This window comes from Vibrio sp. 2130-1 (assembly GCF_033339515.1).
Genome location: NZ_JAWOUT010000720.1, coordinates 1 through 519, shown reverse-complemented (window position 1 = coordinate 519; position 519 = coordinate 1). Strand labels below are relative to the sequence as shown.

Annotated in this window: 1 protein-coding gene and 1 pseudogene; both read left to right on the top strand. The window is 46.8% G+C overall.

Features of this window, described 5'->3' with window-relative positions:
• On the top strand, positions 1–410 hold a 410-nt coding region (locus R7Q09_RS28335; protein WP_318144231.1), incomplete at its 5' end, for a MarR family transcriptional regulator.
• Between the two features lie 33 nt (positions 411–443).
• Positions 444–519, top strand: a pseudogene (locus tag R7Q09_RS28330) (MmcQ/YjbR family DNA-binding protein); the annotation flags it as partial.

Below are 519 nucleotides of genomic sequence, written 5' to 3'. Positions count from 1 at the left end.
TTAGGGGTAGGCTAATGCGCATTGCTAAGCATATGGAGTGTCGAGTCGCTGATCTGCACAAACAATATGACCTGAAAATGGGCGAATTTGATGTGTTAGCCACGCTGCGCCGTGCCGGAGCGCCTTACCGTCTCACCCCATCAGAGTTGATTGCGTCGATGATGCTCACGTCCGGAGCGATGACCAACCGCTTAGACAAGCTAGAAAAGAAAGGCTTTATTGCCAGAGAGCACAGTAAAGAAGACCGACGCAGTGTTACTGTTGAGCTAACGACTGAAGGCTTGGCATTGATTGAGTCGTTGATCCAAGAGCATGTGGATGTACAACATAGTTTGATTAGTGGATTGTCGGCGGACGAAAAGTCACAAGTGAATCAGGCGTTAAAGTTACTACTGCCTCAATTTGAATAGCGAATCTCGTCGCAAAAAAGCTAAGGAATGAGCATGAATATCAAAGAATTGGAATCGTATTTAGAGACATTTATGTGCGCCGAAAGTGACTTCCCCTTTGGCCCTGACG